The organism is Micromonospora sp. LOL_014 (assembly GCF_048060245.1).
GTDB lineage: Bacteria > Actinomycetota > Actinomycetes > Mycobacteriales > Micromonosporaceae > Micromonospora_E.
Map to the genome: position 1 here is coordinate 180,545 of NZ_JBHMIP010000005.1, position 25,912 is coordinate 206,456.

The following is a 25,912-nucleotide window of genomic DNA, read 5'->3' on the forward strand; positions in this document are numbered from 1 at the left end:
ACGACCGACCACCACCATCCACGGAGGACGACCGACCGCTGGAGACCGGACGATGAGCTACGCGAAGGCGCTCTGCGTCGGCCTGGTCGGCGTCACCGGGCATCTCGTGGAGGTGGAGGCCGACCTCGCCGCCGGGCTCCCCGCAGTGATCATCTCGGGGTTGCCGGACACCACCCTGCACGAGGCACGGGACCGGGTACGCGCCGCGATCGTCAACTCCGGGCAGCACTGGCCGAGCCGGCGGATCACCGTCAACCTGCTACCGGCGACGCTGCCCAAGATCGGTTCGGGGTTCGATCTCGCAGTGGCCACCGCGTTGCTCGGCGGCACCGGAGAGCTGCCGCTTGCCCCGGTCGACGGTGTGGCGCTGCTCGGCGAGTTGGGCCTGGACGGCACGGTACGGCCGGTGCGCGGCCTGCTGCCCATGGTGGTGGCAGCGGCCCGGGCCGGGGTGACCCAGGTGGTGGTGCCGGCCGCCAACGCGGCCGAGGCGGCGGTGGTGCCGGGGGTGCGGGTCAAGGCCGTCGACACGCTGCACCGGCTGATCGCGTTCATCCGCGGCGCCGACGAGCTGCTCGATCCCCCGCCACCGAAGCCAGGCGTCGTCCAGGCCGGTCCGGACCTCGCCGACGTCGCCGGGCAGGCGTTCGGCAAGCGGGCCCTGGAGATCGCCGCCGCCGGCTGCCACCACCTGGCGCTGATCGGGCCGCCCGGTGCCGGCAAGACCATGCTGGCGGAACGGCTCCCCGGTCTGCTGCCGCCGTTGGACGACACGGCGGCGCTGGAGGTCTCCGCGCTGCACTCGATCGCCGGAGTGCTGCCACCGGGCAGCGCCCTGCTACGCCGACCGCCGTTCCAGGCCCCGCACCACTCGGCGACCGTCGCATCGCTGGTCGGCGGCGGTTCCGGGCTGGCCCGCCCCGGCGCGGTCTCACTGGCCCATCATGGTGTCCTGTTCCTCGACGAGGCACCCGAGTTCCACAGCCGGGTGCTGGATTCGTTGCGGCAGCCGCTGGAGAAGGGGCGGGTGCTGATCACCCGTGCCCTGGGGGTCACCGAGTACCCCGCCCGGTGCCAGCTCGTGCTCGCGGCCAATCCGTGCCCGTGCGCCCGGCCGGCGGGCGATCAGTTCTGCGAGTGCCCGCCCGTGGTACGGCGCCGCTACCGCAACCGGCTGTCCGGTCCCCTGATGGATCGCATCGACCTGCAGGTGAGCCTCACCGCGCTGCGGGCCGTGGACCTGATGACGAACCAGCCGCCGGCGGAACCGACCGCGACGGTGGCCGCCCGGGTGGCCGCCGCCCGTGAGGCCGCCCGGCAGCGCTGGGCCGGCCAGGGCTGGCGGACCAACTCGGTGGTCCCCGGGCCCGCGTTACGACGCCCGCCGTGGCGGCTGGCCGCCGGCGAGACCGCCGCACTGCGGCGGCGGCTGGACGTCGGGGCGATCTCCGCCCGCGGCTTCGACCGCATTCTGCGACTCGCCTGGTCAATCGCGGACCTGGACGGACGGTCCCGGCCGGACTCGACCGACATCGACGAAGCCATCCAGCTGCGGACGGGCGAGCTGTGATGCCGGGCACCGAACCGGCCGGCAGCCGGCTGGCCCGGATCGCGTTGACCTGGCTCGCCGAGCCCGGAAACGAAGCCGTTCACCGGCTCGTGGCGGCGGTCGGTCCGGTCGAGGCGCTGGCCCGGCTACGCAGCGGGTGGAGTCCGGACGAACCGACCCGGACGGCGAGCTCCGCGCGGCTGGCGACCGCCGATCCGCTGCAGGTGGCCGCCGCCGCTCTCGACCGGGCGGCGCGGGTCAGCGCCCGGCTGGTGACGCCGGAGGATCCGGACTGGCCGCGCCAGGTCGAGGACCTGACCCGGCTGGCCCGTCGCCCCGGCGGCGGGTCGGGCGGTGCCGGTTACCGGGGTTCCCGCGACGGTGCGCCACCGCTGGCCATGTGGGTACGCGGGCCACGGCCGCTCGCCGAGGCGCTGGCCCGTTCGGTCGCCGTGGTCGGTTCCCGGGCACCCAGCGAGTACGGACGTCACGTCAGCATGGAGTTCGGCCACGGCCTTGCCGAGCAGGGTTGGACGATCGTCTCCGGAGGTGCGTACGGCATCGACGCCTGCGCCCATCGCGGTGCGCTCGCCGCTGGCGGCTGCACGGTAGCGGTGCTGGCCTGCGGGATCGACCGGCCGTACCCCGCCGGCAACACCGCGATGTTCGACCAGATCGCCGAGTCCGGGCTGCTGGTCAGTGAGTGGCTGCCCGGCGCCGAGCCGCTGCGGCACCGGTTCCTCACCCGCAACCGGTTGATAGCCGCCGCGACGGCCGGGACCGTGCTGGTCGAGGCCGGTGCCCGTAGCGGAGCCGCCCAGACAGTCCGGCGCGCGTTGGCCCTGGGCCGGGCGACCATGGTGGTGCCGGGGCCGATCACCTCCGCCGTGTCGGTCGGCTGTCACGAGATTCTGCGCGACCACCCGCAGGCCCGGCTCGTCGCCGGGGTCGCCCACGTGCAGGAGGAGATCGGCCGGATCGGTATCGACCTCGCACCACCACCACGCGGGCCCGAGCGTCCCCGTGACTCGCTCGACCCCCAGGCGGCGCGGGTCCTGGAAGCGGTTCCCGGCCGTGGCTCGGTCGACCTGGACGAGCTGGCCGGCCGAGCCGGCGTCGACATCCGCACCGCCATGCGTAAGGTCTCCGCTCTGCAGGCCCGAGGCCTGCTCACCGGCGCGGATGGGCGTTACCGGTTGCCGCCCCGGTCCGCCACCGGGGTCGGTCGGCGTGGCGACTTGACCGATCAGGCCGCCGGGCCGACGGTCGGGGGATGAGCGACGACGGCAGCCGGGGCACCGCCGCGCGGCACGCCGGGTTGCCGTCCGGCCTGCGCGACGCCGTGGACGCCTTCGCGCGGCACCTCGCTCTGGTCGACAACCGTTCGGCCCACACCGTACGGGCGTACGTCGGTGACGTCGTGTCGCTACTCGACCACGCCGCCCGGATGGGGGTCTACTCACCCGCCGGACTCGACATCACGGTGTTGCGCAGCTGGCTGGCTCGGCAACGGACGTTCGGCGCCGCCCGCGCCACGCTGGCCCGGCGGGCGGCGGCCGCCCGTGCCTTCAGCGGCTGGGCGCACCGAACCGGATTGACCAGAGCCGATCCCGGTGCGGCGCTGGCCAGCCCTCGACCGCACCGGACGCTGCCGGCGGTGCTGCGGGTCGAGCAGGCCGCGCAGCTGATGCCGGACGGCGACGGCACCGACTCGGAGGCTCAGCCGGCCGGGAAACAGACCCGGGAACCGACCGGCACCGGTCCGGACGGCCCGCTGCGGCTGCGCGACCGGCTGGTCCTGGAGCTGCTGTACGCGACCGGGGTCCGGGTGAGCGAACTCTGCGGGCTCGACCTCGCCGACCTCGACCCGGGCCGACGGGTACTCCGGGTGCTGGGCAAGGGCGGCCGGGAGCGGACCGTGCCGTACGGGGTGCCGGCCGGGGCGGCAATCCACGACTGGCTGGCCCGGGGGCGACCGACGCTCGAGTCGCCCCGCTCCGGCGGGGCGCTACTGCTCGGCGCGAAGGGTGGCCGGCTCCAGGCCACGGTGGTGCGCCGGATCGTCGCCGCGGCTGCCCGCGACGCGGGCTTACCCCGCGTCACCCCGCACGGACTGCGCCACTCGGCGGCCACCCACCTGTTGGAGGGTGGCGCCGACCTGCGGTCGGTCCAGGAGTTGCTCGGGCACGCCTCGCTGGCCAGCACCCAGCTCTACACCCACGTGTCGGTGGAGCGATTGCGGGCGGCGTACCGGCAGGCACATCCGCGGGCCTGAGGCTGCCGGCCCGGGGAGGGGCCGCTCGCCGGACCGGGCCGAGACGGCTCGCCTAGAATGTGCCGTTGGCATCTCCCCCCTGCTGAAGCAGGGAGATTCGACCCTCACGGGTCGAGTTCCCTGCTTCGCCGACCACAGCCGACCCGAATCAACGGCAAGGGACAGAGTACCGCCCATCGGTCTTACACAGACTCCACAGACGTTACTTCCCACCAGCCCGGAGGTAGGCCGACCGGCTTGGTTGTCGTCGGAAGGGCAACGCCTCGTTAGCACACCTGTCCGCACGCCGGGTGCCCTGGCGCGCGGGTACTGGACGTCGATCCGCCTCGGCGACGAATCGACTTCCCCTGTCCTGCTCCGCAGGAGTCCGTTTCCTCCCCGGCCGGACGGCCGGAGTATCCACGGAAGGCATCTGATGAGCGGCGGCCTGGCCCCACCCGAACCGCTACCCGGCGCACGGATGCTGTTCTCCCTCGACCCAGCGGTCACCCACCTCAACCACGGCGCGTTCGGCGCGGTCCCGGTCTCGGTACAGCGGGTGCAGCAGCGGCTACGCGACGAGATGGAGGCCGACCCGCCGCGGTTCTTCACCCAGGGTCTGCTGGATCGGATCGGCCACACCCGCCGCCATCTGGCCGCTTTCCTCGGCGCCGACCCGGAATGCGCCGCACTGGTCGACAACATCACCGTCGCCGCCGCTACCGTGCTGCAGACGCTGCGTCTGGGTAGCGGTGACGAGGTGCTGTTGACCGACCACGGGTATGGCGCGGTCGCGCTCTCGGTCGAGCGGGAGTGCCGGCGTACTGGCGCGACGGTACGAGTCGTAGCGGTGCCGCTGGGGGCACCGGCCGAGGAGGTCGTCGAGCGGCTGCGCGCCGCGCTCCGGCCGGGCCGGACCCGACTACTCGTGGTCGACCAGGTCACCTCGTCGACCGCGCAGGTGTTTCCGGTCGCCGAGCTGGTCCCGGTGGCCCGTGACGCCGGCGTACCGGTCCTGGTCGACGCCGCCCACGTACCGGGGATGCTGGCGGTCGAGGTCGACCGGATCGGCGCCGACTTCTGGGTGGGCAACCTGCACAAGTGGGCGTTCGCGCCGCGCGGCACGGCGCTGCTGACGGTCGCGCCCCGATGGCGGGAACGGCTTGAGCCGCTGGGAGTCTCCTGGGAGCAGGAATCCGGGTTCCCGTCGCGGGTGGAGTGGCAGGGCACCCGCGACTACACCGCGTGGCTGGCTGCGCCGGCTGGCCTGTACGCGTTGCGCAGCCTCGGCCTGGACCGGGTCCGAGCGCACAACGCCGCACTGGTCGGTTACGGCCAGCGGACCATCGCCGACGCGCTAGGGGTCCCGCCGCAGCGGCTGCCGGTACCCGATCCGCACCGACCGGATTCGGCCCAGCTGGCCATGCGCCTGGTCCCGCTACCGACCGGCGTGGCCGACAGCGCTGTCGCAGCGGCCGCGCTGCGTCGTCGGATCGCCGACGACCTGGCCACTGAGGTGTCGGTCGCCTGGTGGTCCGATCGGGCGTGGTTGCGAATCTGCGCTCAGGTCTACAACCGGGCAGCAGACTACGACCGGCTCGCGGAGCTGCTGCCCGCGCTGCTACACCGGGCCGGCTGACCCGAGCGGCAGCAGGCGGACACGTCCGTTGCCGAGCAACAGCAACGGATCGAGGTAGCTGCCGTCCGTCAGCCGCAGGCCCCAGTGCAGGCACGCGTCGGCAGGACAGCCTGGATGGCCTTCGGTGACGGCGCCGATCGGACGGCCGGCGCTGACCGCAGTGCCGACAGCGAGCCAGCCGTCCACGGGTTCGTATGTGGTCCTGAATCCACCCGGGTGGCTGATGCTGACCACGCCCCGGTCGACGATCCGACCGGAGTGGCTGACCGTACCGGCTCCGGCGGTGTACACGGTGGCACCGACGTCAGCGGTGAGATCGACGCCCCGGTGTCCGCGCCCCCAGGGCACCGGGGGCGGGTCGAATCGGCGGCTCAGCATGACGGCGCCGGCCAGTGGCAGGTGGAAACGCGGGTCTGCGGCTGGGCGCGCGGACCCGGTCGGTTGTGGTTTGGCAGCGGCGACCGACACCGTGGCGGGGACTGCGGGCGCAGTGCTGAACAGGATCGCCGCGACCAGTATCGGCAGGAGCAGGAATCTCATGCCGACAGGCTGGCACCCGACCGGGGTACGGCCTCGATGGGCGGACGACAGGCTGTGGATGCTGGCTCAGCTGTGGAAAACGGAACTCGCCGCAGTCGATCTGCTATGGACCGGCCATTGATGTCAGCCGCTGAATCCGGAATCTGCCGGTAGTGAGATTTCCGGCTTGTCCAACTCTTCCACATTTACATCCTTGAACGTCATTACTCTGACGTTCTTCACGAAACGGGCAGGACGATACATGTCCCACACCCAGGCATCGTGCATCTCGACCTCGAAGTACACCTCGCCGTCAGAATTGCGCACGTGCAGGTCGACCTGGTTCGCCAGGTAGAAGCGACGCTCGGTCTCGACGACGTACGAAAACTGGCGGACGATGTCGCGGTACTCCCGGTAGAGCTGCAGCTCCATCTCTGTCTCGTACTTCTCGAGATCCTCGGCGCTCATCGCCATCCGCCTTCCATGACCACATCTTTCCCCAGTAGCGCCGGTTGGCGAAGCTGCTCGTCCAACGCCACGCCGACGGTACCCCGGATGGGGTCCGGACGCCCCATCGGCTCACGGATGCCGATCTCGGCCGAGCCGGTTCCATCGGCCCGGCCAGCTTCAGCGGCCGGTCGGCGGGAGCGGGGTGGACTCGCGGACCGGCCCGAGGCGGCCGCCACGTTGACGTACGAGAACCGGTGCTCGACACACGGCCCCTGCCGACTCAACGCGGCCTGATGCTCGGCGGTGGCGTAGCCCTTGTGCTCGGCGAAGCCGTAACCCGGGAACCGCCCGTCGAGCTCGACCATCAACCGGTCCCGAGTGACCTTCGCGAGCACACTGGCCGCCGCCACGCAAGCTGCCACCCGGTCGCCCTTCCACACCGCGAGCCCGGGCACACCGAGCCCGTCAACGCCGAACCCGTCGATCAACACGTACTCAGGTGCGGGGCTGAGCCCGGCCAGTGCCCGGCGCATCGCGGCGAGATTGCACACGTGCAGGCCCCGACGGTCGATCTCGTCGGCTGATACGACCACGATCCGGTGGGCGAGTGCCCGGTCACGAACCGAGGCGTAGACCCGCTCCCGCGCCGCCGGGGTGAGCAACTTCGAATCGGCCAGTCCGTCGATCTCGCCCCGGCGGCCCGGCGCGAGCACCACTGCGGCCGCCACCAGCGGCCCGGCGCACGCACCCCGGCCGGCCTCGTCAGCGCCGGCCACATGGGCGAACCCGCGCCGCCGCAGAGCCTGCTCCAACGCATAGAGCCCGGCGTCGCGACGCACCACGGTACGCGGTGGAGTCAGCACAGTTCGGCCTCTCCCGTCAGCCGGCGCAGCAGGGTCGGCAGCTCCGGCGGATAGACCCGTTCCCGGGTGGTCGCGAGCTCACCGACCGACCACCACCGATGGGCGTCGATCGTACGGCGTTCGATGTCGTCGAACCCGCTTGTGTCGACCTGCCAGTTGGGCACCCGCAGCAGGAAGAAGTGTTGTTCCTGGCGGTACCACCAGCCGTCGAACGGGAACTCGACGGTTTCCCGCCAGACCGGCGCGCCCAACTCGGTAGGTTTCACGCGCAGGCCGGTCTCCTCGGCCAACTCGCGGACCGCGCCGTCGACCGGGTTCTCGCCGGACTCCAGTCCACCGCCGGGGGTGAACCAGTACCGGTGTCCGGGACGGGCCGGATCGCACCCGCGTAGCAGCAACACACGACCCGCAGAGTCGACGAGCAGGACCCGGGCCGCGTACCGGTTGCGCGCCTGCTCCGGCGCGCGGTCCACCGTCAGCTCCGCGTCGGTCATCCGACCAGAGTAGGAGAACAAGCCGGCCGGCACGACAGGTGGCCGCAGCCGCTGCCGAGCGCACCGTCCGGGTTGGCGTGGACCGACCGGTCACGGTCCCGAACTCGGAACGGTTTCGAACGGCTCCGGCACGGTGAGCCAGGTGGCCCGGTCCAGTGGCCAGAAGACGGTGAACGCTCGGCCGACCACGGCGCCCTCGGAGATGGTCGCGTAGTCGATGTCGCCGCTGCGGTCCCAGTGCTCCAGCGAGTCGCCCGAGGCCGACCGATGGTCGCCCATCACCCAGAGCCGTCCTTCCGGCACGGTGATGTCGAACGGACCGACCGCGGCGGGATCGCTGATCCCGCCCTCGGAGTAGATGTACGGCTCGTCCAGCGGCTGGCCGTTGATGATCAACCGCTCCTCGGCGTCACAGCACTCGACCCGGTCTCCACCGACCCCGATGATCCGCTTGATGAAGTCCTCGCCGTCCGGGTTGCTGCTCCACTCCGGTGGCGCCCGGAACACGACGATCTCGCCGCGCTCGGGCGATCGGAAGTGGTAGACGACCTTGTTGACCAGCACCCGGTCGTTGATGTCGAGGGTGTGCTCCATCGACGGCGACGGAATGTAGAAGGTCTGCAGGACGAACGCCCGGACCAGGACCGCGACGAGGACCGCCACACCCAACAGGATCGGTAGTTCGCGCCAGAAGGAACTGGGCTTTTTCTCGGTCTGCTCGTCGATCACAACCGGAGCCTACGACGTCTGGCTGGCAACAGCGGCACGGAGCGCGAAGCAAAAAGTAGCGGAATCATCACCGGTAGCACGATCACCAGGTCACCGGAGGTCTCCGGAACGTCCGCCGGCTGGTCGACCGCCGCCGGGGTCGGAGCCGTCGGCGGCAGGCTGTCGAAGGTGTCCGGCACGGACAGTCCGTCCCAGCGGTCCTGGGGCCAGACGATCACAAAGGCCCGACCGATGACGTTGTCGATCGGCACCGGGCCCTGGCAGCGGGAGTCCTGTGAGACCAGTCGATGGTCGCCCATCACGAACAGCTGTCCAGGCTCAACCACGACCTCAGCGAACTGCCGGGATCGGCACTCACCTGGGCTCGGTGGGACGTCCAGCGGCGAGTCCTCCAGGACGTAGCCGGCCTCGTCCAGCGGCTGGTCGTTGACGGTCAACCGGCCCTGGTCGTCGCAGCAACGAATCCGGTCACCCGGCACGCCGATGACCCGCTTGATGAAGTCTTTCTCACCCGGTCGACCAACCCCGACCAGATCGCCAACGGTGCGGCCGAGTTTAGCGACGAAACCGAGGTCCGGGTCGTCGGTGGGCTCCGGTGCCCAGTCGTTGGTGCCCCGGAAGACGATGACCTCGCCGCGCACCGGATCCCGGACGTCGTAAACAACTTTGTTGACCAACACCCGGTCACCGACCAGCAGCGTGTCCTCCATGGAGCCGGACGGGATGAAGAACGCCTGCAGCAGGAAGGAGCGGATCAATACCGCCAGGCAGAAGGCCACCACCAGCAACAGCGGCAACTCCTGCCACAGTGGCATCTGCCGACGCCTGCGCTGCACCATCTGCATGCCGGACCGGCCCGACCGACGCGGGCGTGCCACCGACCGGCCGTCCCGACGGTTGCGCTGCGAGCGCGCGCCCGACGCGGCCCGCCGCTGCCACTGATCCTGGTCTCCTTGTTGATACACGCTACGCATCTCCCCGGTCCCGAGACACGGCGCTACCGCCCACGGCGCCTCTCGTCAGGCGCCACGAGCGGTAGCACAGTTGACTCCCGCCGCCGCGACGATCGCCGCGGACGTAGCGCTCCCCATCGGTCACTACCGCAAGGGTAGTTGGCGAAAGCTCCCAGCGGCAGTCCTGAGATCGGGAACCGGGATCAGCGGGCTCAGCTGACCTGCTTTTCCCGCTTTTCTTTGATCTTGGCGGCCTTGCCACGGAGTTCCCGCAGGTAGTACAGCTTGGCGCGACGGACGTCACCACGGGTCACCATCTCGATCCGGTCGATGGCCGGGCTGTTGACCGGGTAGGTCCGCTCGACTCCGACACCGAAGCTGATCTTGCGGACAGTGAAGGTCTCCCGCAGGCCGGCACCCTGCCTGCGGATCACCACGCCCTGGAAGACCTGCACCCGGGAACGGTTACCTTCGACGACCCGGGCGTGCACCTTGAGCGTGTCACCGGCGCGGAAGTCCGGAAGGTCGGTCCGCTGCGACTGGGCGTCAAGAGCGTCCAGCGTGTTCATCGCTGCATCCTTGGGCTACTCAAGGCGCACCGTCTCGCGGTGCGCGGATGGATGATTCTGATCCCGGGCCGGAACGCTCGATGCCTCAACGTTCGATGCCTTCCCGCTGGCGGGATCCTCGCAGCCGGACACGCATGCCCGTCTGCGGCAACCCCACTACTCTGCCACATCACCGGCCGGCAGTTGAAATCCGGCCGCCACCAGCAGCGCAATGTCTTTTTTGTCGAGTTTTCCGGCAGGCAGTCCGGCGATCAGATCCGGCCGACGCGACGCCGTACGGAGCAGCGCCTGATCTCGCCGCCACCGGGCGATCCGGCCGTGATCGCCCGATCGTAGTATCTCCGGCACCTCGCGTCCTCGCCACTGCGGCGGCTTGGTGTAGACCGGCCCCTCCAGCAACCCGTCCGAGTGGGACTCCTCGACGAGCGATCCGGCGTTGCCGAGCACTCCGGGAATCAACCTGGTCACCGCCTCCAGGATGGCCAGCACGGCGACCTCGCCGCCGAAGATGACGAAATCACCGAGGGACACCTCGGTCACCGGCAGCGCTGCCGCCGCCTCGTCGATCACCCGCTGGTCGATCCCCTCGTAGCGGCCACAGGCGAAGATCAGTCGGGGCTCGGCGGCCAACCGCTGCGCCATCGCCTGGTCGAACCGCTCCCCCACCGGGGTCGGCACCACCAGCCGCGCGGGCGGCCGTCCGGCAGCGGCCAACTCGTCCAACGCCGCACCCCACGGCTCCGGGCGCATCACCATTCCGGCACCACCGCCGTACGGAGTGTCGTCCACCGTCCGATGCACGTCGTGCGTCCAGCGGCGCAGGTCGTGCACCTCGACACTGAGCAGGCCGGCCCGGCGCGCCCGGCCGATCAGCGACAGGTCCAGCGGCGCCAGATAGTCCGGAAATATGGTGACGACGTCTACCTGCAGCGCCGCCGCGCCGGACGGCATCGGGGCGCTCACAGGTCGAGCAGGCCGGGTGGGGCGTCGACGACCACCCGTCCACCGGCGAGATCCACTTCCGGCACGATCGCCCGGACGAACGGCACCAGGGCGGACCCGCCGCCCGGCCGGCGGAGCACCAGCAGATCGGATGCGGGCGCATGGTCGATCCGGGCCACCTCGCCGAGAGCCTCACCGGACGGCGTGACCGCCGACAGGCCGACCAATTGGTGATCGTGGTACTCGTCCGGATCCTCCGGGGTGGCGATCTCGCTGCTGTCCACGCAGAGCAGTACGCCCCGCAACGCCTCGGCAAGGTCGCGGTCGACAACCCCGGCGAACTGCACCAACGGTCGGCCCTGATGCCAGCGGACCGCCTCGATGGTCAACCGGTCAGGGACACGGACCAGGGTCGCGCCGGGCGGTGGCGGCTGCTGCGGTTCGCGGGCGGCCGGCACCGCCGCCGGATCGGTGATCAACACCGATCCGGCGGCGAACCGGATCTCCGGTTCGTCGGTCCGGACCTCGACCGTGACCTCGCCACGGATTCCGTGTGGTCGGCCGATCCGACCGACGATCAACAGCATCAGTACGAGTCGACGATGTCGACCCGCACACCACGCCCGCCGATCGAACCGATCACCTGACGCAGCGCCTTGGCGGTGCGCCCGCCGCGGCCGATCACGGTGCCGAGGTCCTCCGGGTGCACCCGTACCTCCAGGCGCTTGCCCCGGCGCGAGTCGACCAGCCGGACCCGTACGTCGTCGGGGTGGGTGACGATCCCCTTGACCAGGTGCTCCAGCGCGGGCCGGAGGACCATGTCAGGCCTGCTCGCCGGAGCCGGCACCGGTGGGCTCCTCGGTCTTGGCCGGCGCTTCGGCAGCCGCCGGCTCGGACTTCGCTTCGGCCTTCGTCCCGGATTTCGCTTCGGCCTTCTTCTCGGCCTTCTTCGCCGGCTTGGTCGGCGTGTCCGCGACGCCCGCAGCGGCCTTGGCCTCCGCCTCGTACGCCGCCTTGCGGTCGGCCCGCTCGGGCGCCACCAGCAGCGGTGGCGGGGCGGGCAGGCCCTTGAACTTCTGCCAGTCGCCGGTCTTCTCCAGCAGGCGCTGGACGGCCTCGCTCGGTTGGGCGCCGACCGAGAGCCAGTACTGGACACGGTCCGAGGTCACCTCGATGACCGACGGATCTTCCTTCGGGTGGTAGATCCCGACGAACTCGATCGCCCGCCCGTCGCGCTTGGTACGCGAGTCGGCGACGACGATGCGGTACTGCGGGTTGCGGATCTTGCCCATCCGCAGAAGCCGGATCTTTACGGCCACGGTTTGTTCGCTCCTGTTGCGATCTTCACCGGCCCCCGAGGGCGGTGCGCGGGTGAACGCCGACCGGCACAGTGGGGTTGGGCCAGAGGCAGCTCGGGTGGACTGGCGACGTGCCCGGGTAGAGGGCGCCGAACACGTACCGGATACCAACACGCTATTGTGCCAGACCCGCGGCGTACCGCCACACCCGGTGGCCCCGGTGGGTCGCCGGCCAGTCCGGTGCCCGGCGGTCAGCCTGCTGCCGGCGGGCGGTCCCAGCCGGGCGGCAGCTCGGCCGGCGGCGTCCAGGCCGGGTCCGGCCGGAAGTCGCACCAGGTGCCGTCGAACGGAAAATCACCCGCCTCGGCAATTTTGATCACTCGCCGTCCCTCAGCCCGTACCGCCGCCTCGTCACGCACCCAGTAGTGCTCCGGGAAGGCGAGCCGCTCGGCGAACTCCTCCTCGTCCTTCCAGACCCAACTGCGGTCCGGGCGGACCACCACGTCCAGGTCCTGGTCGACCACGTCCACCCCGGCGAGGTCGCCGTCGGCCCAGCGCACGCCGGGCTCTTCGAGGTTGACGTACCAGTTGAGGAAGTTCCCGGCGTCGTCGCGGAACCACCACACCGAGTGGGCGGCTCCGGCGGGTAGGAACTTCAGCACCGGGGGGCCGAGCCAGCGGCCGTGCTTGATCCGGTACGACCGGGTGATCCACTCGGTGAACGGCATCGCCCGCATGCCACGGCCGTCGTCGGCCACCTCGTTGACCACCGGCGAGCCCCGGTCGACCCAGACCAGCAGGCCCCGCTCGTCGTCGACGACGACCCGGGCCGGACGGACCCAGCCGAGACGCCCGCGCCGCACATTCCGATGCATGATCAACTGACCGGGCTGAAACCGCATGCTCATCTCCCTCGCTCACCATGCCCAACGACAGCGACACCGCCCACGAACGGCAGGGCAGAGCGTCAGTACGAGCGGGCCAGCACCGCGACCAGGTCGGGCTCGTCGTCGGAGTCGGGCACCGAGCCGTCCGGACGCAGCAGGCAGCGTACGGTGACGCCCTGCGCGTTGACCTCGGCCTCACCCTCCGGGCCGACCACCGACCACGGCACCCTGGCCCATCCGGTCGCCGCGGCGGCGACGGCGTCGGCGAGGGTGCCGACCTCGACGGTGCGCGTCTGACGCAGCGCCAGCGCCTGGTCGTAGAGCCGCTGCTGGTCGGCGTCGAGGGCGTCGCGGACCGCGCCGACCACGTCGGCGACCGGCACCGGGGTCTTCGACCCGTCGATACGCCGGACCAGCACCGCGTTGCCGGCGGCCAGGTCGCGCGGGCCGACCTCGACGCGTACCGGGTATCCCTTGAGCTCGGCGTCGACAGCCCGGCGGCCGAACGGCGTGTCCACCCGGTCGTCCAGGCCGACCCGAACGCCGGCGTCACGCAACGCGCCGCGCAGCTTGGCCGCCGCCTCGGCGACCCCGTCGCCGGCCTTGACCACCATGACGTACGCCTGGACCGGGGCCAGCCGTGGCGGCACCCGCAGCCCGTTGTCGTCGCCGTGCACCATGATCAGCCCGCCCAGCATCCGGGTGGAGACCCCCCAGGAGGTGGTCCAGGCGTGTTCGACGGCCCGCTCGGCGGAGGTGTAGGTGATGTCGAACGCGCGGGCGAAGTTCTGCCCGAGCTCGTGCGAGGTGCCCAGCTGCAGCGCCTTGCCGTCGGCCATCATCCCTTCGAGGGTGTACGTGCTGGTGGCTCCGGCGAAGCGCTCCCGGGCGGTCTTACGCCCGACCAGCACCGGGATGCCGAGCACGTTGACCATGAAGTCCTGGTAGACCTCGTGCAGGATCCGTCGGGCGTACGCCCGTGCGTCGGCTTCGTCGGCGTGCGCGGTGTGCCCCTCCTGCCAGAGGAACTCGCTGGTCCGCAGGAACACCCGGGGGCGCAGCTCCCAGCGCACCACGTTGGCCCACTGGTTGAGCAGCAGCGGCAGGTCCCGGTAGGAGTCGACCCACTTGGCCATGAACTCGCCGATCACCGTCTCGCTGGTCGGCCGGACCACCACCGGCTCGGCGAGTTGCTTGCCGCCGCCGTGGGTGACCACCGCGAGCTCCGGTGAGAAGCCCTCGACGTGCTCGGCCTCGCGGCGCAGGTAGCTCTCCGGGATGAACAGCGGAAAGTACGCGTTCTCCGCGCCAGCCGCCTTGATCCGGTTGTCCATCTCGGACTGCATTCGCTCCCAGATGGCGTACCCGGCCGGCCGGATCACCATGGTGCCGCGCACCGGTCCGTTGTCGGCGAGCTGCGCCTTGGCGATCAGATCCTGGTACCAGCGGGGGAAGTCCTCCGCACGAGGTGTGAGCACGCGGGCCATGACCGGACATCCTATGCGCCGGCGGTGGCGGCTGCGCGACGCACCCGCCGCCGACGGGTCAGCGCAGCACCGGCCGTCACGGTGAGCGCGAGACCAGCGGCCAGCTCAGCGCAGCACCCGCCCACGCAGGATGATCCGCTCAGGTGCGCGGACCACCCGCAGGTCGGCGCGCGGGTCCGCCGGATACACGACCAGGTCGGCGAGCCCGCCCTCGACCAGGCCGGGGAAGCCGAGCCAGTCCCGGGCGCCCCAGGAGGCGGCGGCCAGCACCGCCTCGGCCGGCATGCCCGCCTCGGTGTGCAGGGTGAGCATCTCGTCGGCGGCCCGGCCGTGGGCGATGCCGCCACCGGCGTCGGTGCCGACGAAGACCGGTACGCCGGCTTCGTGCGCGGCGCGTACCACCTCGGGGAACCCGTCCCGCAGGCTGATCATGTGGGCGGCGTACCGGGGGAACTTCTCCCGCGCCCGGTCGGCGATCCCGCCGAACGTCGCGATGTTGATCATCGTCGGGATCAGCGCGGTCCGCTGGCGGGCCATCTCGTCGATCAGGTCCGGGCTCAGCCCGGTGCCGTGCTCGACCGAGTCGACCCCGGCCCGGACCAGGATCCGTACCGCCTCCTCGTCGAAGGTGTGCGCGGCGACCCGGGCGTTGGCCCGGTGCGCGGTGGCGATGGCGTCGGTCATCGCCTCCGCCGACCAGGCCGGGGCGAGGTCCCCCGCGGACCGCTCGATCCAGTCGCCGACCAACTTGACCCAGCCGTTGCCCGCCCTGGCCTGCTCGGCCACCGTGTCGGACAACCGCTCCGCTGGCACCTCGACGCCGATGTCGCGAAGATAGCGCCGGGGCGGCGCGACGTGCCGGCCGGCACGGGCCAGCCGGGGCAGATCCGGTTCGTCGTCGAGTTGCGGGTACGGGTACGGGGACCCGGCATCGCGCAGCGCCAGTACGCCGGCGTCCCGATCGACCCCGGCCAGCCGGCGGGCGTCGTCGAGCGAGTCGATCGGCGTCCCGCCCCGGGCGATCCCGAGGTGGCAGTGCGCGTCGACCAAGCCGGGCAGGATGAAGCCGCCGTCGACCACGGTGGTCGCGCCGGGCACCGGGTGCAGCGTCACCCGGTCACCGACCAGCCACAGGTCCCGGGTCCGGTCCTCGGGCAGTACGACCCCGCGGACGTGCAGCGGCACGGTTGCGGGGTCGACGGCGCTCAGCCTTTCTCCCGCTTGTTCAATTTGTTGAAGTCGATCTTGGGAAGCTTGAAGCCGGGCGGCAGACCGTCGCCGCCGCCCAGCGCGTTCGGGTCGAGACCGGGCGGCAGTTGCGGCATACCGCCCGGGAAGCCGGCCGGCACCCCGCCGCCGCGCTGGCGGGCACCGCCGCCACGGTTACCGCCCTTGTTCCCCTTGCGCTTGTTCTTCGGCGATTTGGTCGCCTTGCGCCGCCCGCCACCGGGCAGACCCATCATCCCGCCCATCTGCTTCATCATCTTCTGCGCCTCGGCGAAGCGGTTGAGCAGCTGGTTGACGTCCATCACAGTGACCCCGGAGCCGTTGGCGATCCGGGCCCGGCGCGACCCGTTGATGATCTTCGGGTTGCTCCGCTCCCCGGGCGTCATCGAGCGGATGATCGCGGTGACCTTGTCGAAGTGCTTGTCGTCGACCTCGGCCAGTTGGTCCTTCATCTGCCCCATGCCGGGCATCATGGCCAGCACGTTGGCGATCGGCCCCATCCGGCGCACCGCGATGAGCTGGTCGAGGAAGTCCTCCAGGGTGAACTGCTCGCCGCCCATCAGCTTGGCGGTCATCTTCTCCTTCTGATCGGCGTCGAAGGCCTGCTCGGCCTGCTCGATCAGAGTGAGCACGTCGCCCATGCCGAGGATCCGGCTGGCCATCCGGTCCGGGTGGAAGACGTCGAAGTCGGACAGCTTCTCCCCGGTGGAGGCGAACAGGATCGGTTCGCCGGTGACCTGCCGGACGGACAGCGCCGCACCACCGCGCGCGTCGCCGTCGAGTTTGGACAGCACCACGCCGGTGATGCCGACGCCGTCGCGGAACGCCTCGGCGGTGCGGACCGCGTCCTGACCGACCATCGCGTCGATGACGAAGATGACCTCGTCCGGGGCGACCGCGTCGCGGATCGCGGCGGCCTGGGCCATCATCTCGGCGTCGATGCCGAGCCGGCCGGCGGTGTCGACGATGACGACGTCGCGCGCCGACCGGCGGGCGTGCTCGATCGACGCCTTCGCGACGGCCACCGGGTCGCCGACCCCGTTGCCGGGCTCCGGGGCGAACACCTCGACCCCGGCCCGCTCGCCGAGGACCTGCAGCTGGCCGACCGCGTTCGGGCGTTGCAGGTCGGCGGCGACCAGCAGCGGCTGGTGCCCCTGCGCCTTGAGCCAGTTGGACAGTTTGCCGGCGAGGGTGGTCTTGCCGGAACCCTGCAACCCGGCCAGCATGATCACCGTCGGCGGCTGCTTGGCGAACCGAAGCCGGCGCTGCTCGCCGCCGAGGACCCCGACCAGCTCCTCGTGCACGATCTTGATGACCTGCTGGGCCGGGTTGAGTGCCTGGGAGACCTCGGAGCCACGGGCGCGCTCCTTGACCCGGCCGATGAACGCCTTCACCACCGGCAGCGCGACGTCCGCCTCCAGCAGCGCCAGCCGGATCTCCCGGGCCGTCGCGTCGATGTCGGCGTCGGTGAGCCGACCCTTGCCCCGGAGCTTGCCGAAGATCCCGGACAGTCGATCACTCAAAGTGTCAAACACGACGCAACATCCTGTATGTCGATCCGGCAGGGCAACTCACGGCGGTGTCGGGACGGGACTCCGCCCGACCTGGCAAGCCTAGCCGCCGTCCGTACCGACCGCTTCTGCCACTCCACCGCCCGCATCAGCCGACCGCTTTCGCCACTCCGGCACCCGGCTCCGCCGCTGCGCCGCCCGGTCATCCGGCGGCGGCCAGCACCGCGGCTTCGAGTCGGGCCCGCTCGGCGTCGTCCGGGCCGACCCCCACCAGGTAGAAGGCGTCGACCACGTCGCCACCCAGGGTGGAGATCCGGGCCGCCCGCACCTGGGCGCCGGCCTCGTCGAGCGCGCTGGTCACCCGGTAGAGCAGGCCGGCCGAGTCGGCCGCCCGCAGCTCCAGCACCACCGCGTCGGTGGCGGCCTCCCGGTGCCACACCACCCGGGAATCGGCCCCCGCCCGGCGGGCGGCGAGTGCCCGGCCCCGAAGCCGCTGGGTGACCGAGACGTCACCGGTGACCGCCCGCCGCAGGTCGGCGGTGAGCGCGATGGTGTCCGGCGGGGTGCCGTACCGGGGCTGGACCCGGAACTCGACCAACGCCCGCCCGTCGACCGTGGAGGCGTCGGCGGTCAGCACGTCCAGCCGGTGCAGGGCCAGGCAGCCGGCGACCGCGGCGAGCAGGCCGTGCCGGTCCGCGGCGGCCACCGCGACCCGGTTGCCACCATCGATGTGTACGGCCGGTAGCGGACCCGCCACCAGCGCCGGATCGGGTCTCGGTGGCTCGGGAAGCACCCCGGTGTCCAGCGCGGTGTGTACTCGGCGGACCAGTTCGGCAATCAGCCGTCCCTTCCAGTCCGACCAGGCCGCCGGACCGGTCGCCAGCGCGTCGGCGCGGGCCAGCCCGTGCAGCAGGCCGAGCGTGGTGGTGTCGCCCACCGCAGCAGCGACCTGGGAAATCGTCACCGGATCGCTGAGGTCACGCCGGGTGGCCACCTCCGGCAGCAGCAGGTGCAGCCGGACCAGCTTGTCGATCATGTCGACGTCGGTCGGCGGCAGCCCGGTCCGGGCGGCGATCCGCGCCGCCACCGGGGCGCCGACCGTACTGTGGTCGCCGGGCAGCCCTTTGCCCACGTCGTGCAGGAAGGCACCGAGCAGCAGCAGGTCGGGCCGGTCCACCTCGCGGGTGAACCCGGTCGCCTCCTGCGCCGCCTGAACCAGGTGCCGGTCCAGGGTGAACCGGTGCACCGGGTTGTGCTGCGGCAGGCTGCGCATCCGGGGCCACTCCGGCAGCCAGCCGTCGACCAGCCCGTACCGGTCGCAGGTCTCCCAGGTGGGCACCAGACCGGGACCGGCACCGAGCAGGGTGATCAGCGCGGCCCGGGCCGCGTCCGGCCACGGCGCCGGCAGCGGCGGGCAGTACGCGGCGAGCCACTCGCAGGTCGCCCGGGCGATCGGCAGCCGGCTGGTGGCGGCGGCCGCGGCGACCCGCAACGACAGGCTGGCGTCCGGGCGGGCCCCGATCGCGGTCCGGGCGAGGACCAGCTCACCGTCGTGCTCGACCACGTCACGGGCCACCGGCCGGCGCACCGGCGGTCCGCCGCCGCGCCGACGGCCCGAGCGCAACCGCTCGGCGCTGCGCCAGGCGTCGTCGAGGGCGTGGGTGATGGTGCGTGCGTCGGAGGCGACCCGACGCAGCAGGGTGTCCGGGTCGTCCAGGTCGAGCAGGCCGGCGACGGTGACACGCTCCTGGGCCACCAGCCGGTCGACCCGCCGGCCGACAGCGACATGCAGCGCGTCGCGGGTGTCCAGCAGCCGCAGGTGGGCCGCGCGGGCGGCCGGGCGCATGCTGTCGGCGATGCCGGCGAGGGCGATGCCGCGCAGGATGCCGACGTCGCGCAGCCCGCCGGCGGCCTCCTTCAGATCGCCTTCCAGCAGGAAGGCCAGCTCGCCGTGGGTACGCCAGCGGGCCTCGGTGACCTCGCGCAGCGCCGGCAGTTGGCGGACGGCGGTGCGCCGCCACTGGTCGGTCGCGGCGGCCTGTAGCTCTGCGGTGAGTTGCCGGTCGCCGGCGACGTGCCGGCCGTCGAGCAGGCCGAGCGCGACCTTGACGTCGTCGTGGGCGACGGACAGCGCCTCCGGCAGGGTACGCACCGAGTGGTCCAGCCCGAGGCGGGCGTCCCAGATCGGGTACCAGAGGCGGGCGGCGATCTCGTCCATCCCGGCGACGCCGCGGTGCAGCAGCACGAGATCGAGATCGCTGTACGGGGAGCACTGCAGCCGGCCGAGTCCGCCGACCGCTACCAGGGCGATACCGGTCAGCCCGGCCGGCATCAGCGAGGTCAGCCAGACATCGAGTGCCGCCGCCCGGTCCACGCGGGCGGCGGCACCGATGCCGTCGGACAGCGACGGGCCGGGGCCGGCCGCTGAACGCTGCCGGACCCCGACTCCGTCGGTCATGTGTTCTCCCTACCGGTTCGGTGGGCTCGCCGGCTCAGAGCGCGTCGAGACCGCGCTCACCGGTGCGGACCCGGATGACGTCCTCGACGGCCGTCACCCAGACCTTGCCGTCGCCGATCTTCCCGGTGCGGGCCGCCGTGACGACCGCGTCGACGACCTTCTCGACGTCGATCTCGTCGGTCAGCACCTCGATCCGGATCTTCGGCAGGAACTCGACGGTGTACTCGGCACCCCGGTACACCTCGGTGTGGCCCTTCTGACGTCCGTACCCCTGGACCTCGCTCACGGTCAGGCCAGCGACGCCGAGGGCGTGCAGGGCCTCCTTGACCGCGTCGAGCTGGTACGGCTTGATGACCGCGGTCACCAGCTTCATGTCTAACCCCTCCATCAGGGAACGTTATCCGGCGACCTTCTCGCTGACCGGTGCGGACTCGCCCGAACCGGCGGGCGCCTTCCCGATGCCGGCGGCGGCGAACCCGCCACCCGAGGTGCTACCGAACTCATAGGCACTCTCCGCGTGCTCGGCGGTGTCGATGCCCTCGACCTCGGCGTCGGCGCTGGCCCGGAAGCCGATGGTCTTCTCGATCGCGAAGCCGATGATGTAGGCGACGACGAACGAGTAGACCAGCACCGCGACCACACCGAGCGCCTGCAGACCGAGCAGGTCGATGCCACCGCCGTAGATGAGTCCGGCGTTGCCCTCTCCGGCCAGCACCTCGACGGCCAGGAAGCCGATCAGCAGCGAACCGATGATGCCGCCGATCATGTGCACGGCGACCACGTCGAGCGAGTCGTCGTACCCGAGCTTGTACTTGAGGCCGACCGCCAGGGCGCAGACCACACCGGCGATGATGCCGAGCGCGATCGCCCCGAGCGGCTCCAGGAAGGCACAGGCCGGGGTGATGGCGACCAGACCGGCGATGGCACCGGAGGCGGCGCCGAGGGTGGTCGGCTTGCCGTCACGGAACCACTCGACGACGATCCAGCCCAGCACGGCGGCCGCGGTGGCCACCTGGGTGTTGATGAAGGCGACCGCGGCGGCACCGTCGGCGGCGACTGCGGAGCCGGCGTTGAAGCCGAACCAGCCGAACCACAGCAGGCCGGCGCCGAGCAGGACCATCGGCAGGTTGTGCGGCTTGAACTTGTCCTTCGGCCAGCCGACCCGCTTGCCGAGCACCAGGGCCAGCGCGAGCGCCGCAGCACCGGCGTTGATGTGCACCGCGGTACCACCGGCGAAGTCGAGGACGCCGAGCTCGAAGATCCAGCCGCCGCCCCACACCCAGTGCGCGACCGGGAAGTAGACCAGGGTGGCCCACAGGCCGGCGAAGAGCAGCCAGGCGCCGAACTTCGCCCGGTCCGCGATCGCACCGCTGATCAGTGCGACGGTGATGATCGCGAACATCATCTGGAAGACGACGAACAGCAGGTCCGGGATGCCGCCCTCGGAGCCCGACTCGAGCATGCCGCGCAGGCCGGCCATGGAGAGGTCACCGGTGACACCGCCGACGTCGGTGCCAAAGGCGATGCTGTAGCCGTAGCAGACCCACAGCAGGCTGACCAGGCCGATCGCACCGAAGCTCATCATCATCATGTTGAGCACGGACTTGGACCGCGTCATGCCACCATAGAACAGCGCCAATCCGGGCGTCATGAGCAACACCAGGGCGGCTGAAGTCAAAATCCAGGCGGTGGCACCAGAATCTAGTTCCGGCACGCTGCCTCCTCTCAGTTGGAAACATAACCGGCTCCAAGAGGCAGCATCGCCCGTTCGCCGGTTGCGCGAAGCTTGCTGGGCAGCTGTTTCACGCAGGGTGCCCGTGCCGTTTCCAACACGTGACGGGTTGTTTCCAACATGTGAAGAACACTTCACTATCGCCAGATCAGGCAGGGCCAGATCAACCGATTAGCCACCGCCGGCTGTCCGGAGGACGACAGAACTCGTCACCTGTCCCCGGACCACTGCCGCCCCGGCCCGCCGCGGGTCAGCGCAACGCGTACTCCAGGATGTGTCGTTCGTAGTCGAGCAGCCGCAGGTCCCGCATCGGCCGGCGGAGATGGCCCTTGTGCACGATCCGGACGAACGCCGGATCTCCGGCGGCGGCCATCCGCCGGATCCCCTCCACATGGTCAACGACCCGCTTACGGATGGTCCGGACCAGCCGGTGCCGGTCGCGGGGGATCAGCCCGTACGCGTCGGCGAACAGCCGTAGCCGGCGCGGCCGGTCCGGTTGCCGCCAGCCCAGCGTGTAGGAGTCCCGGTCGGAGAAGAGCGGCACCCAGGTCCACGCGGCGTACGCGACGTCGTAGATCCGCGCCCCCGGCGACGCCAGGTCGAAGTCGATCAGGGCGAGGGTGCCGTCCGGACGCCAGATGACGTTGTGCGGGGCCGCGTCGTGGTGGCAGATCACCTCGGTGTCCGGCGGCGGCGGGCCGAACGAACGCCAGACCGCGCTACGCGGCGGATTGAACCCGTACTGGGCGTCGTGGAACATCCGCAACATCGTCGCGACGGTGACCAGCGCCTCGTCGCTTACCCAGTGCGGCGCCAGCGGATACTCGCCGCACTCCCCCTCGACGTAGGAGAGGACCTCGCGGTTGCGTTCGTCCATGCCGAGGGCCCGGGGCGAGCCGGTGAACCCGACGTACTCCAGATGCCGCAGCAGCGCGTGCACCGAGGGGGTCCACGGGCCGACGTTGCGCCGGACGGTGTCTCCGACCCGCACCACGGTGCTGACGTTGCCGCCACGCAGTGGGATTTCCTGCTGGGTCACGTACGGTCTCCCGAGACGTGGCTCCTGATTGCGGTACGTCACCCGAGGCTACGCATCCATCTCACGTGGATCGGCGCCCATCAGGGCGTCGACGAACTGCGCCGGATCGAACGGGGCGAGGTCGTCCGGACCTTCCCCGAGACCGACCAGTTTGACCGGAATGCCGAGTTTGCGCTGCACCGCAATGACGATACCGCCCTTGGCTGTGCCGTCGAGTTTGGTCAGCACCACCCCGGTCACCTCCACCGCCTCAGTGAACACCCGGGCCTGCTCCAACCCATTCTGCCCGGTGGTGGCATCCAGCACGAGCAGTGTCTCGTGCACCGGACCATGCTTGCTCACCACCCGCTTGACCTTGCCGAGCTCGTCCATCAGGCCGATCTTGTTCTGCAACCGACCGGCGGTGTCGATCAGCACCGCGTCGACCTTGGTGTCGATGCCCCGCTTCACCGCGTCGAAGGCGACGCTGGCCGGGTCCGCGCCCTCCGGGCCGCGGACCACCTCGGCCCCGACCCGGGAGGCCCAGGTGGTCAGCTGATCGGCGGCGGCGGCGCGGAACGTGTCGGCGGCACCCAGCAGCACGGTACGGCCGTCGGCGACCAGCACCCGGGCGATCTTGCCGCAGGTGGTGGTCTTGCCGGCCCCGTTGACCCCGACGACCAGCACCACGCTCGGCTCGCCGCCGGTGTTCAACGCCCGGTCGAGCTGCGGGTCCAGCGCGGCGACCAGCTCCTCGGTGAGCAGCGTACGCAGTTCGGCGGCGCTGCGGGTGCCGAGGACCCGGGTACGCTCCCGCAGCCGGTCGACAATCTCCCGGGTCGGCTCGATGCCGACGTCCGCCGTGATCAGGCTCTCCTCGATCTCCTCCCAGACCTCCTCGTCCAGCCGGTCCCGGGAGAGCAGGTTCAGCAGCCCCTTGCCGAGCAGGCCCTGCGACCGGGACAGCCGGGTCCGCAGCCGGACCAGCCGCCCGGCCGTGGGCTCCGGACGTTCCAGGGTCGGCGGGGCCGGTGCCACCGGCTCCGCGGGTGCCTGCTCCGGTTCGGCCGGTGGCGCGACCGGACGGTCCTCGACCGCGATGCCGACCGGACGCTCGCCGTCGGCGTCGGTCGGTGGGCGCTCCTGCGGCTGCTCGCCGCCGAGCGGGGTCGGCGGCGCGGGCGGCAGCGGAGGCTGCCGGCGCAACCGGGGCACCACCAGCCCCAGACCGGCGAGCAGCAGCACACCGAGCAGGATCGCGGCAAGGACGAGGTAATCCATGCGGAAATCCTGACAGATGGCCGCGACCGCGTCCCGCCCACCGCACCCATCGGTGACACCCGCCCCCCGGTACAGTGTCGCCGGCCGGCGACCACACCCCTACCACCCGCGTCGCCGGCCGGCGACCACACCCCACAGGAACAGGTCGGGGAACTGGGTGACGGGCCTGCATGCGGGGTACAAAAGAGGCCGTCCCGCGTCCCTGGCGAAAGGTCGACCATGTCTGCACACCAGCCCGGCAGGGACCACCGGTGACCGACGGCACAACCGCCGGTGGACCGGACCCGCAGCTCCGACCGGCGGCCGGCCCCCGGCTACTGATCGGGCCGTTGCTGCGGCGGGTGGTCGGCGGGCAGGCCACCGTCTGGGTGGAGACCGACGCCCCGGCCACGGTACGGGTCGCGACGACGGGCACGGCGGGCGGTTCGGCCCGCACCTTCAGCGCGTTCGGGCACCACTACGCGCTCGTGGTGGTCGACGGGCTGGCCCCCGGCTCCAGCCACCGCTACGAGGTCTTCCTCGACGACCGGCGGGTCTGGCCGGAGCCGGACTCGCCGTACCCGGGCAGTGTGATCCGGACCCGGCGGGCCGACGACGACGCCCAGCCGGTGCGGCTGATCTTCGGATCCTGCCGGGAGACCACCCAGCACTCCACCGCCCGACGGTTGCCGCCGGACGCGCTCGACGCGTACGCCCGGCGGCTGGCCGGCCTGGACCCGGCCGGCGGCGACTGGCCCGACCTGCTGCTCCTGCTCGGCGATCAGGTGTACGCCGACGAGACGTCGCCGGTGATCCGACGGTTCCTGCGGCGGCGGCGGCGACATCGTGGGCTGCCGCCCGGTGCCCCAGCCGACCAGGTGGTCAGTTTCCCCGAGTACACCCGGCTGTACCTGGAGTCGTGGCGGGACCCGGAGATCCGCTGGTTGCTGTCGACCGTCCCCAGCGTGATGATCTTCGACGACCACGAGGTGATCGACGACTGGAACACCTCGGCCGCCTGGCGGGCGCGGATGCGCGGCGAGCCCTGGTGGCCGGAGCGGATCAGCAGCGGACTCGCCTCCTACTGGGTCTACCAGCACCTGGGCAACCTGGCCCCGGACGAGGTCGCCGCCGACCCGGTGTTCCGGGCGGTCACCGCCGCCGACGACGCCACCGATGTGCTGCGCGAATTCGGCGCCCGGGTGGACGCCGAGGCGGACGTCGCGCACGACCCGCAGCGCTGGTCGCAGGTGCAGTACCAGTGGAGCTTCTCGCTGGACGTCGGCCGGACCCGGGTGATCGTGCTGGACAACCGGTGCAGCCGGGTACTGCGGCCGGGGGCACGCAGCATGTTGCCAGCCGGTGAGTGGGCCTGGTTCACCGATCGGGCCCACGGCCGCTACGACCATCTGGTGGTCGGCGCGTCGCTGCCCTGGCTGATGCCGCCCGGCATCCACCACCTCGAGTCGTGGAACGAACGGCTGGCCGAGTCGCCCCGGCGGTGGGTCGCGGCGTCGTCGGAGTGGCTGCGCCAGGTCCTGGACCTGGAGCACTGGGCCGCGTTCCGGCGCTCCTTCGACGACCTCGGGCAGTTGTTCGCCCGGGTCGGTGCCGGGCCAGGTCACCCGCCGCCGGCCTCGATCAGCATGCTCTCCGGCGACGTGCACCACTCGTACGTGGCGCGGGCCGCGCTGCCTGGGCAGGTTCGCACCCCGGTGCACCAGCTCACCTGCTCACCGATCCACAACCAGGTGCCGGCGCTGATGCGGCCGTTGATGCGGTTGGGCTGGTGGCGGGGGCCGACGGCGGCGCTGCGGGCGCTGGCCCGCTCCGCCGGACTGCCGAGGCCGTCGGTGCGCTGGCGCAAACTGGACGGTCCGTACTTCGGCAACGCGGTCAGTACGCTGCTGCACAACGGCGCGACGGCCGAGGTGACGCTGGAGGGCACAACGGCCGACGGCGCGCTGCGTGAGGTGGCCCGCCGCCAGCTCACCGATCCGACGGTGCAGCCGGCGCCTCGGCCTCCTCAGCAGGCTGCGGGGCTTCCGCAGTAGGCGTTGGCGGCTCCGGCAC

The 25,912-nt window shown here is 71.5% G+C and carries 25 protein-coding genes; 5 read left to right on the plus strand and 20 right to left on the minus strand.

Annotation, left to right across the window (positions count from 1 at the left end):
* Positions 1–52: 52 nt before the first annotated feature.
* From ACFHW1_RS06765 to ACFHW1_RS06780, 4 genes are all read left to right on the plus strand, one after another.
* Entirely contained in the window at positions 53–1,570 is a 1,518-nt protein-coding gene (locus ACFHW1_RS06765; protein ID WP_416615075.1) for a YifB family Mg chelatase-like AAA ATPase, read from the plus strand.
* Complete coding sequence (dprA, locus tag ACFHW1_RS06770) at positions 1,570–2,826, plus strand: DNA-processing protein DprA (RefSeq protein ID WP_416615076.1); 1,257 nt, start codon at positions 1,570–1,572, stop codon at positions 2,824–2,826. Before ACFHW1_RS06765 ends, dprA begins: the two co-directional genes overlap by 1 nt.
* The gene (locus ACFHW1_RS06775; protein ID WP_416553074.1) at positions 2,823–3,824 is read left to right on the plus strand and encodes a tyrosine recombinase XerC; all 1,002 of its coding nucleotides are present in this window, start codon (positions 2,823–2,825) and stop codon (positions 3,822–3,824) included. Before dprA ends, ACFHW1_RS06775 begins: the two co-directional genes overlap by 4 nt.
* A gap of 415 nt (positions 3,825–4,239) precedes the next feature.
* On the plus strand, positions 4,240–5,442 hold the full coding sequence (locus ACFHW1_RS06780; protein ID WP_416615078.1) for an aminotransferase class V-fold PLP-dependent enzyme: 1,203 nt from the start codon (positions 4,240–4,242) through the stop codon (positions 5,440–5,442).
* Here the strand turns inward: ACFHW1_RS06780 and ACFHW1_RS06785 are convergent.
* The 20 genes from ACFHW1_RS06785 to ftsY all read right to left on the minus strand — a co-directional run bounded on the left by ACFHW1_RS06785 (position 5,425) and on the right by ftsY (position 23,860).
* Positions 5,425–5,982 (minus strand): M23 family metallopeptidase, encoded by a 558-nt coding sequence (locus ACFHW1_RS06785; RefSeq protein WP_416553078.1) that lies wholly within the window; start codon positions 5,980–5,982, stop codon positions 5,425–5,427. The genes ACFHW1_RS06780 and ACFHW1_RS06785 overlap by 18 nt on opposite strands.
* Before the next feature lie 123 nt (positions 5,983–6,105).
* Complete coding sequence (locus tag ACFHW1_RS06790) at positions 6,106–6,429, minus strand: DUF2469 domain-containing protein (protein WP_123604412.1); 324 nt, start codon at positions 6,427–6,429, stop codon at positions 6,106–6,108.
* Positions 6,426–7,274: a ribonuclease HII gene (locus ACFHW1_RS06795; RefSeq protein WP_416615080.1), complete on the minus strand. Its 849-nt coding sequence runs from the start codon at positions 7,272–7,274 to the stop codon at positions 6,426–6,428. Before ACFHW1_RS06795 ends, ACFHW1_RS06790 begins: the two co-directional genes overlap by 4 nt.
* Positions 7,268–7,768, minus strand: a complete 501-nt coding sequence (locus ACFHW1_RS06800) for an NUDIX hydrolase (RefSeq protein WP_416568482.1) — start codon at positions 7,766–7,768, stop codon at positions 7,268–7,270. The genes ACFHW1_RS06795 and ACFHW1_RS06800 overlap by 7 nt, the downstream gene beginning before the upstream one ends.
* A 90-nt stretch (positions 7,769–7,858) precedes the next feature.
* Complete coding sequence (lepB, locus tag ACFHW1_RS06805) at positions 7,859–8,497, minus strand: signal peptidase I (RefSeq protein WP_416553084.1); 639 nt, start codon at positions 8,495–8,497, stop codon at positions 7,859–7,861.
* Positions 8,494–9,342 (minus strand): signal peptidase I, encoded by an 849-nt coding sequence (lepB, locus tag ACFHW1_RS06810; RefSeq protein ID WP_416553160.1) that lies wholly within the window; start codon positions 9,340–9,342, stop codon positions 8,494–8,496. The genes lepB (ACFHW1_RS06805) and lepB (ACFHW1_RS06810) overlap by 4 nt, the downstream gene beginning before the upstream one ends.
* A gap of 320 nt (positions 9,343–9,662) precedes the next feature.
* Complete coding sequence (gene rplS, locus ACFHW1_RS06815) at positions 9,663–10,019, minus strand: 50S ribosomal protein L19 (protein ID WP_416553086.1); 357 nt, start codon at positions 10,017–10,019, stop codon at positions 9,663–9,665.
* Between the two features lie 156 nt (positions 10,020–10,175).
* Positions 10,176–10,949 (minus strand): tRNA (guanosine(37)-N1)-methyltransferase TrmD, encoded by a 774-nt coding sequence (gene trmD, locus ACFHW1_RS06820; RefSeq protein WP_278174412.1) that lies wholly within the window; start codon positions 10,947–10,949, stop codon positions 10,176–10,178.
* A gap of 29 nt (positions 10,950–10,978) precedes the next feature.
* On the minus strand, positions 10,979–11,545 hold the full coding sequence (gene rimM / locus ACFHW1_RS06825) for a ribosome maturation factor RimM (protein ID WP_416553162.1): 567 nt from the start codon (positions 11,543–11,545) through the stop codon (positions 10,979–10,981).
* A gap of 2 nt (positions 11,546–11,547) precedes the next feature.
* A complete protein-coding gene (locus ACFHW1_RS06830) occupies positions 11,548–11,808 on the minus strand; it encodes an RNA-binding protein (RefSeq protein WP_199757474.1) in 261 nt (86 codons plus the stop codon).
* Positions 11,783–12,280 carry a 30S ribosomal protein S16 gene (gene rpsP / locus ACFHW1_RS06835; RefSeq protein ID WP_416553088.1) on the minus strand — a complete coding sequence of 166 codons (498 nt, stop codon included), beginning with the start codon at positions 12,278–12,280 and terminating at the stop codon, positions 11,783–11,785. The genes ACFHW1_RS06830 and rpsP overlap by 26 nt, the downstream gene beginning before the upstream one ends.
* A gap of 230 nt (positions 12,281–12,510) precedes the next feature.
* Positions 12,511–13,161 carry a DUF402 domain-containing protein gene (locus ACFHW1_RS06840; protein ID WP_416553090.1) on the minus strand — a complete coding sequence of 217 codons (651 nt, stop codon included), beginning with the start codon at positions 13,159–13,161 and terminating at the stop codon, positions 12,511–12,513.
* A gap of 65 nt (positions 13,162–13,226) precedes the next feature.
* The gene (gene proS / locus ACFHW1_RS06845) at positions 13,227–14,633 is read right to left on the minus strand and encodes a proline--tRNA ligase (RefSeq protein ID WP_416553092.1); all 1,407 of its coding nucleotides are present in this window, start codon (positions 14,631–14,633) and stop codon (positions 13,227–13,229) included.
* Positions 14,634–14,738: 105 nt separating this feature from the next.
* Positions 14,739–15,818: an amidohydrolase family protein gene (locus ACFHW1_RS06850; protein ID WP_416553094.1), complete on the minus strand. Its 1,080-nt coding sequence runs from the start codon at positions 15,816–15,818 to the stop codon at positions 14,739–14,741.
* A gap of 20 nt (positions 15,819–15,838) precedes the next feature.
* A complete protein-coding gene (ffh, locus tag ACFHW1_RS06855) occupies positions 15,839–17,395 on the minus strand; it encodes a signal recognition particle protein (RefSeq protein WP_416553096.1) in 1,557 nt (518 codons plus the stop codon).
* Between the two features lie 178 nt (positions 17,396–17,573).
* The gene (locus ACFHW1_RS06860; protein ID WP_416615081.1) at positions 17,574–19,829 is read right to left on the minus strand and encodes a [protein-PII] uridylyltransferase; all 2,256 of its coding nucleotides are present in this window, start codon (positions 19,827–19,829) and stop codon (positions 17,574–17,576) included.
* A gap of 34 nt (positions 19,830–19,863) precedes the next feature.
* Positions 19,864–20,202: a P-II family nitrogen regulator gene (locus ACFHW1_RS06865; protein ID WP_199757473.1), complete on the minus strand. Its 339-nt coding sequence runs from the start codon at positions 20,200–20,202 to the stop codon at positions 19,864–19,866.
* 24 nt (positions 20,203–20,226) lie between these two features.
* Entirely contained in the window at positions 20,227–21,480 is a 1,254-nt protein-coding gene (locus ACFHW1_RS06870) for an ammonium transporter (RefSeq protein ID WP_416553100.1), read from the minus strand.
* A gap of 331 nt (positions 21,481–21,811) precedes the next feature.
* A complete protein-coding gene (locus tag ACFHW1_RS06875; RefSeq protein WP_416553102.1) occupies positions 21,812–22,642 on the minus strand; it encodes a phosphotransferase in 831 nt (276 codons plus the stop codon).
* A gap of 6 nt (positions 22,643–22,648) precedes the next feature.
* A complete protein-coding gene (gene ftsY, locus ACFHW1_RS06880) occupies positions 22,649–23,860 on the minus strand; it encodes a signal recognition particle-docking protein FtsY (protein ID WP_416553104.1) in 1,212 nt (403 codons plus the stop codon).
* Between the two features lie 251 nt (positions 23,861–24,111).
* Here ftsY and ACFHW1_RS06885 point away from each other — a divergent pair, with 251 nt between their 5' ends.
* Positions 24,112–25,893 (plus strand): alkaline phosphatase D family protein, encoded by a 1,782-nt coding sequence (locus ACFHW1_RS06885; RefSeq protein WP_416553106.1) that lies wholly within the window; start codon positions 24,112–24,114, stop codon positions 25,891–25,893.
* Positions 25,894–25,912: the final 19 nt, after the last annotated feature.